This window comes from Jeotgalibacillus salarius (assembly GCF_004405125.1).
GTDB classification, from domain to species: domain Bacteria; phylum Bacillota; class Bacilli; order Bacillales; family Jeotgalibacillaceae; genus Jeotgalibacillus; species Jeotgalibacillus salarius.
Window position 1 is genome coordinate 26613 of the sequence record NZ_SORX01000017.1, and the last position, 7444, is coordinate 34056.

Here is a 7444-nt window from a genome sequence, read left to right on the forward strand (position 1 = left end):
ATAAAATTTAATTTGATCAATATGATAGTCGTAAAACATGAAGGAGACCATCATGCATCAAATACTCTCATTCCTTCCTGAAAAAATGACTGCAGCCATCCTCAAATCAGCAGATCCCGATTTGAAATTTATAAATGAAATCAGGATCAGAAAAGGAAGACATCTGGTACTGAAGACAAAAACCGGACAAGTATTGATCCCGTATTTTCCTACGGATGAAGATTGTACCAGGCTTTTGGAAAAGATCTCTGATCATTCTATTTACTCCATCGCAAAAGATTTGGCAGAAGGATTTATCACAATACAAGGCGGTCACCGCATTGGCGTTGCGGGTGAAATGACTGAAAGTTTGAATCAGGTGCCAACATTCAAGTATATTTCTTCTTTTTCTATTCGTATTGCTCGTGAGTTTATTGGAACTGCAAATGACATTATGTGTGAACTATGGAACAAGAACAGTCAGCAGTGGCCCCATATTCTCATATATGGACCTCCTGGAAGCGGGAAGACGACTTTTATTAGAGATGCAGTGAGGTTTGTTTCCTCCGGCAATAGTGAAATTCCAGGTAAGACAGTGTCTTTAGTAGATGAACGATCAGAAATTGCAGCCTGTTATCAGGGCGTTCCTCAGCTGACATTTGGTCCTAATCTGGACGTGCTGGACAAGTGTCCAAAAACGCGTGGCATGAAGATGATGCTCCGTGCAATGGGTCCCGATACAATCGCTGTTGATGAAATCGGCGGACTTTCAGACGCACTGGCGGTAGATGAGGTTTTATCAGCTGGCATAAAAATTATGGTAACAGCTCACGCTGGAACAGCAGAAGAATTAAAACAAAAAAATGAATTATCTTCGCTGATGTCCAGAAATGATCTTTATCTGATTAAATGCAGCAGATTAAAGTATGAAATAGATTGGGCGGGAGTGACGTGACGTTTTCATTCGGTGCAGCCTGTATCATCCTAAGTTTCACACTTGAAGGTATGAGAAGAGCATCTTTATTAATTAAAAGAAGACAGGTATTACTCGAATGCCTGAGGCTTTGTAAATGGATGGAAACAGAAGTTGTAGACAGGAGAACGTCAATATCTGAAATGATTAAACTGCAGCGGGAAGCTGATACGCTGCTGAATGATTTTTTAAAACAAGTTGAAATTGAATTGATGTCAAAGCCTTTTCATATCGCGTGGAAGAATGCTGTGCTGAACAATCAGTCGTTTAACTGCTTGAAGGAAGATGATCTTAAGTGGCTCGTTAAAATCAGTCTGGCATTCAAGAACATCCACTTAGATTCAGTGGAGAAAGAGCTTAAATTTACTACTTCAGGCATACAAGCAAGATATGAAGAGGCATGTGAGTACGAGATGAAGTTTGTAAAGATTTACAGAACAGTCGGCTTTATGGCTGGATTACTTGCAGTACTGCTGCTTATTTGAAACCAGGAGAGATCGCGGGTGTATATTGATGGGGAAACGCTTTTTAAAATTGCCGGAATCGGTTTGGCAGTGGCATTTTTATATACAGTCCTTGAACAGGCGGGAAAAAAAGATTATGCTCAGTGGCTCGCTTTTTTCGGCGCAATGTATGTTCTATATATTGTCATTCAGGCACTTGGAGATTTTTTTGAAGCCGTCAGATCAGTTCTTATGTTTTACGAATAAGGATCAATGATGGAGGAGTTACTCAGAACAGCGGGCATCTGTTTCTTGATAGGGTTTCTGGCTCTTCTCTTAAAAGAACGTTCACCACAGGCAGCAATGATGCTGGCTTTTTGCGGAAGTGTGTATTTAATCAATGAGCTGATCATAAAAATAAAAGAAGCATCAGGACTGCTGACTCAATTGACTGGGTACGTCCCGGGATTACAACAGTATTCGATTATCCTGTTAAAGGTCTTAGTCATAGCGTTTGTGTCGGAAATCTGTATTCACCTGGTAAAACAGCTTGAACAGCCGCTTTTGGCAATGATCATTGAATGGACAGGAAAATTGCTCATTCTGACAATTGCCTTTCCAGTGTTCATTGAGTTGATGGAACAAATATTTCAGTTATTGCCTGAAAACATGATTCAAGGAAGGTACTAAATGAATGAGAAAAATGTTCATAACGAAGCAGAAGCCATTGTACTGGATCAGATTGAAAAACAGGATCATTCTGCATGGACGAGTTATTGGACTGAACTGAACATTCGCTACGGTGAATATCTTCCATCAACAAACCAGGGATCAATTTGGGAAGCGTTATTTTCATTTGATCAGGGGATTTGGGGGTGGATTGAAGGGTTAATCAGATTTTCATTTTACCAGGTTACAGATCATCTGCATTTGATTTTTTGGTTGATTCTGCTCTTGCTGCTCAGTTCATTCATTCATTTAATTGAACAATCTTTTGGGGATCACAAAGTTGCTGCTGTCAGTCCATTAATTCTGATGGGTTTAATCCTGATTACCATTACTTCAAGTATTCAGCTCTTCCTGGAAGTGATTTTTGACTCATTGCAGGCAACCGCGTCTTTTATGAATGGGTTACTGCCTCTGTATATTGCTTCAATTACACTTTCGGGCGGACCGGCAACTTCAGCTGCTTCATTTCCAATATTGCTTGCTATGGTATATGTCATCACAGCATTAATGAAATCAGTCATCATTCCTTTATTTATCTTTTCCATTTTTTTTGATCAGTTGAACCTACTCTCAGACCGATACAGCATGGGGAAAATCGCAGCTTTATGCAGACAAACCGGCTTGTGGATCCTGGGGGTTACAGCTGTTGCTTCAGTATCCATTTTATCTATTCAAACAGCTGCAGCATCTGCAGCTGATGGTGTTGCAGCAAAATCAGTGAAGACGCTTGCTGGAACAATGCTTCCTTTTGTAGGGAAAGTAGTGTCAGATACAGCTGATCTTGTGATGACTTCATCTATGCTGGCAAAAAATATGATCGGTGCCGCCGGAGGTTTGATACTGATTCTGATTGTACTATTTCCAGCTATAAAAATGCTCGTCATTGCGATTATGTACAGGCTTGCAGCTGTTTTGATGGAACCTGTCGCGAGCAGCAGGCTGACAGAAGCAGTTGATGCAGCAAGTAAAGGGATGTTTCATCTTGCAGCAGCGCTTTTACTGACAAGCTGTATCTTCTTTATCTCAATTATTGTTGTGATGTTTATCAGCAATATACCGATTATGATTCGCTGAGGTGATTGTTATGCAGTTCCTGACAGACTGGGCGGCGGGGTTAGGTATTTTGATCATGCTAGTACTGGTAGCAGATATGCTGACACCTTCAGATTCATGGCGGCCTTTTATAAAATTTACTGCAGGTCTCATATTTTTATTTTGGATGATCAATCCCATGCAGCACTTATTGAATGGGGCAGAGGAGTTTACAATCTCGTTTCCTGAAGAAATTGAAAAATGGGTACTTGCAGAAAAAATGAATGGTGAGGCTGTAATTGAAAGCATGTCTGCCAATCAGACTGCATACATATTAGAACAAAGTGAACAAAACCTTCATCCGCTGATTGAACAAGCTTGCAGCTGCAAGATAGATTCGGTTGAAATAAGCCAGCAATCGGATTCATACAAAGTGACTTTATTATTGAACGCTGATAATCAGGTAGAACACGGAATGATTATTGATCAGACTGCATCATTACTCGAGATCTCACGGTCAAGTGTTATCATATTGCACTAATATTGGAGGACAGGATGAATAAAATAAAAGAAGCCATTTTTTCATCAAGAGATCCAACATTTCACAAAAAAATACCAATTATTATTTTGCTCTTAGTGATCGGCATCATGATCATCATTACACAGGAGGATGAAACGCAGGAACCTGTTTCAAATGAGCAGGAGATTAAAGATGTGCATCCGGAAATTTCTTTACTTGAACGTCAACTGGAAAATAAGGTGACCTCTCTTTTAAAAAAAGCGCTCGGCACCCAAAAAGTTGATGTGATGATCACCCTCAGCAGTGGAGAAAGGCTGATATATGAACGCAACGAATCGATTCAGCAGGATAGCGGAGAAGAACAGCGCGATAATCAACAGTCTGTGTCAGGAAGAAAATCCACAACTTCCGAGGTCGTATTCGGACAAGCTTCTTTAAATGGCGATCCGGTATTGAAATATATTGAAAAACCTCCAGTATCAGGTGTGCTGATCGCAGCTGAAGGTTCAGAGTCAGCCGGGGTTAAAAAACAAATTATTGAAGCGGTTTCAAAAGCACTTGATGTCTCAACACATAGAGTTGCGGTAATACCCTATCACTAAGGAGATGAATGTATGCTGAAAAAACAAACTGTATGGCTGCTGACAATGATCGGTCTCGTGGTAGTTCTCTCTGTATATTATGTGATGTCCCCTACACCTCAAACGGCAGTTACGTATGAGGATTCAGAAGTTGTAAGCAGTGAAACTGAAGATGAATGGGTTTTTGAAGACGATATTGAAGTGTCAACTGAATCAGCAAATGAAGATTTGTTTAATGTGTTGAGAATGGAAGTCCAGGATGAAAGAAGCGCGTTAAAAGAACAATTAACATCTAAAGTTGCTTCAGCAGATTTTTCAGCATCTGAAAAAGACGAAGCCTACGAAGCGATGGAGGAACTAAACAGACTTGAGTCAAAAGAAAAGCTTATTGAAACAATGATCAGAGCGATGGGTTATGAAGATGCATTGGTTAGAACTGATGATCAGAGAGTGCTGATCACTGTAAAATCTATAGATAATGAACATTCAAAAGAAGCGGCGAATGAACTGGTACAGCTTGGGCGCAGAGAAATGGGAGAAAACACTTTTGTGTCAGTTATGTTTGAACCTGCTGAATAATAAGATGATATAAAATGTCCGAAAGGCCTTTATGTGTGGCCTTTCGGACATTTTTTTGTTGTATAGGATTTTTTTCAGGCTGCACAATCTGTGATACAATAACTAAATGTAAGCGTTTCATTTGCTCTTTTAAGGGCTGTCTTGAATTTTGCTCTGCTATTAGCGTATGATAATAGCAGCTGCTGCTAATGAATATGATGATCAGGGAGTGTAGAAAATATGTTAAAAGTACAAGAAATCAGAGAACTCATTAAATTAATCGACCAGTCCTCAATTGATGAATTTACATATGAACAGGATGGCGAAAAGCTAAAACTAAGAAAACAATCAAAAAAGCCAGCTGAAACGCCTGTAGAAGCAGCCAAACCAGCTGCACCTGCTGTTGAGCATACCGAAGCAGCTCAACCTGCCCCGGCAAAAGAAGAGAAGCAGCCGGAACCAGTAGCTGAAACGCAGCCGGAACCTGAAGAAAATCTTGAAAATACAACAGAAATCAAGTCGCCAATGGTGGGAACTTTTTACGAAGCATCTTCACCAGAGGCCGGACCGTTTGTTAAAGTAGGGTCAAAAGTAAGCAGCGATACGACTGTTTGTATTGTTGAAGCAATGAAGTTATTTAATGAAATTGAAGCTGAGACAGAAGGGGAAATTGTTAAAATTCTGGTAGAAAACGGTCAGCTTGTTGAATACGGACAGCCTCTATTTCTTGTTAAAAAGTAGTTAGGAGAGAAGACGTATGATAAAAAAAGTGTTAATTGCCAATAGAGGAGAAATTGCAGTACGCGTCATTCGTGCCTGTAAAGAGATGAACATTGAAACTGTAGCAGTTTATTCTGAAGCGGACAAAGAAGCACTGCACGTCCAGCTTGCAGATGAAGCTGTATGCATCGGACCAAAGCTTTCTAAAGACAGTTACTTAAACTTTACCAACGTGATATCTGCAGCAAAATTGACAGGTGCTGATGCAATCCATCCCGGATATGGATTTCTGGCTGAGAATGTTGATTTTGCAGAACTGTGCAGAGATTGTAATGTGACATTTATCGGACCAAGTCCTGAAGCGATTTCGAAAATGGGCACAAAAGATGTTGCGCGTGAAACAATGAGAGAGGCCGGTGTACCAGTTGTACCGGGTTCAAAGGGCATTATTGCTTCAACTGAAGATGGGTTGGCCCTTGCACAAGAAATGGGTTATCCGGTTATTATTAAGGCTACAGCTGGCGGAGGCGGTAAAGGCATCCGCGTAGCACATAGTGAAGAGGACCTGGAAAAAGGTATTAAAGCAACCCAGAGAGAAGCTGAAGCAGCATTTGGAAATCCCGGTGTGTACATAGAAAAGTTTATAGAAGACTTCCGTCATGTCGAGATTCAGGTAATGGCAGATACACACGGGAATACGATTCACCTGGGTGAGCGTGACTGTACGATACAAAGAAGACTTCAGAAGCTTCTTGAGGAAACACCATCTCCAGCGCTTGATCAGAATGTCCGTGCGAGAATGGGAGATGCTGCCGTAAAAGCAGCAGAAGCTGTTGGCTATACAGGAGCAGGTACGGTTGAATTTATTTATGACCATAATGAAAAGTCATTTTACTTTATGGAAATGAATACACGCATTCAGGTTGAACACCCAGTAACTGAAATGGTGACAGGAGTAGATCTGATTAAAGAGCAGATTAGAGTCGCTTCCGGTGAGAAATTAAGCCTTCTGCAGGAAGAAGTATCGTTCTCAGGCTGGTCAATGGAATGCAGAATAAACGCAGAAAACCCTGAGAAGAACTTTATGCCTTCTGCAGGAAAAATTACGATGTACCTTCCGCCGGGCGGTCCTGGTGTGAGAATTGATTCAGCTGCATACACAGGTTATGAGATTCCACCATATTATGATTCTATGATCGCTAAAGTGATTACCTATGGCGCTACTCGTGAAGAGGCAATCGCTAAAATGAAGCGGGCATTATCTGAGTTTGTCATTGAAGGTGTTCATACGACGATTCCATTCCATTTAAAGCTGTTAAGCCATGATGTGTTTACAGGTGGGGACTTCAATACGAAATTTCTTGAGAAGTATGATATCATGACAAAAAAGGCTGATTAAGAGGGGGATCATATGACTGCTGAAAACGAAAATAATCTACTGCAAATGAGCAGTATTGCACAAAACCAGCTCGGTAAAGTCGAAATTGCTCCTGAAGTGATTGAAGTGATCGCAGGTATTGCTGCATCAGAAGTGGATGGGATTGCTCAGATGAGAGGAAATTTTGCATCTGGTGTGGCTGAAAGGCTTGGGAAAAAAAATCACGGTAAGGGAATAAAGGTTGAACTTGCTGATGAAGGAATTGTACTGGATGTCTATTGTACAGTGAAGTTTGGTGTAGCAATCCCCGAGGTTGCACAGAAGCTTCAGGATAACATCCGCCAGACATTACTGAATATGACTGCGCTTGAAGCGGACGAAGTAAATATTCATGTAGTAGGTATACAATTTGAATCAGCCAGATCAGAGGAAGATGACAAGGAATAAACAAAAGACAACAGCTGAAAAAGCTGTTGTCTTTTCAGACTGTTGAAATTCTAAAATATGTATATAACCAATAAAATAAACCAT

General features: G+C 40.6%; 11 protein-coding genes. All 11 read left to right on the top strand.

Annotation, left to right across the window (positions count from 1 at the left end; all coding sequences use genetic code 11):
- Positions 1–52 precede the first annotated feature (52 nt).
- The 11 genes from E2626_RS16585 (at position 53) to E2626_RS16635 (ending at position 7360) form a co-directional block, all read left to right on the top strand.
- Entirely contained in the window at positions 53–934 is an 882-nt protein-coding gene (locus tag E2626_RS16585) for an ATPase, T2SS/T4P/T4SS family (protein WP_166786862.1), read from the top strand.
- The gene (locus tag E2626_RS16590; protein ID WP_134383227.1) at positions 931–1437 is read left to right on the top strand and encodes a stage III sporulation protein AB; all 507 of its coding nucleotides are present in this window, start codon (positions 931–933) and stop codon (positions 1435–1437) included. Before E2626_RS16585 ends, E2626_RS16590 begins: the two co-directional genes overlap by 4 nt.
- 18 nt (positions 1438–1455) lie before the next feature.
- Positions 1456–1662 carry a stage III sporulation protein AC gene (gene spoIIIAC, locus E2626_RS16595; protein ID WP_134383229.1) on the top strand — a complete coding sequence of 69 codons (207 nt, stop codon included), beginning with the start codon at positions 1456–1458 and terminating at the stop codon, positions 1660–1662.
- Positions 1663–1671: 9 nt separating this feature from the next.
- Positions 1672–2085, top strand: coding sequence for a SpoIIIAC/SpoIIIAD family protein (locus E2626_RS16600; protein ID WP_166786863.1), 414 nt, complete (start codon positions 1672–1674; stop codon positions 2083–2085).
- Complete coding sequence (locus tag E2626_RS16605; protein ID WP_134383233.1) at positions 2086–3198, top strand: stage III sporulation protein AE; 1113 nt, start codon at positions 2086–2088, stop codon at positions 3196–3198.
- A gap of 10 nt (positions 3199–3208) precedes the next feature.
- Positions 3209–3697 carry a stage III sporulation protein AF gene (locus tag E2626_RS16610; RefSeq protein WP_134383235.1) on the top strand — a complete coding sequence of 163 codons (489 nt, stop codon included), beginning with the start codon at positions 3209–3211 and terminating at the stop codon, positions 3695–3697.
- 14 nt (positions 3698–3711) lie between these two features.
- Complete coding sequence (locus E2626_RS16615; RefSeq protein ID WP_134383237.1) at positions 3712–4278, top strand: hypothetical protein; 567 nt, start codon at positions 3712–3714, stop codon at positions 4276–4278.
- 12 nt (positions 4279–4290) lie between these two features.
- Positions 4291–4836: a SpoIIIAH-like family protein gene (locus tag E2626_RS16620; RefSeq protein ID WP_134383239.1), complete on the top strand. Its 546-nt coding sequence runs from the start codon at positions 4291–4293 to the stop codon at positions 4834–4836.
- Positions 4837–5055: 219 nt separating this feature from the next.
- A complete protein-coding gene (accB, locus tag E2626_RS16625; protein ID WP_134383241.1) occupies positions 5056–5556 on the top strand; it encodes an acetyl-CoA carboxylase biotin carboxyl carrier protein in 501 nt (166 codons plus the stop codon).
- Between the two features lie 16 nt (positions 5557–5572).
- On the top strand, positions 5573–6934 hold the full coding sequence (accC, locus tag E2626_RS16630; RefSeq protein WP_134383243.1) for an acetyl-CoA carboxylase biotin carboxylase subunit: 1362 nt from the start codon (positions 5573–5575) through the stop codon (positions 6932–6934).
- A gap of 12 nt (positions 6935–6946) precedes the next feature.
- Positions 6947–7360, top strand: a complete 414-nt coding sequence (locus E2626_RS16635) for an Asp23/Gls24 family envelope stress response protein (protein WP_134383245.1) — start codon at positions 6947–6949, stop codon at positions 7358–7360.
- The last annotated feature ends 84 nt before the right edge of the window (positions 7361–7444 follow it).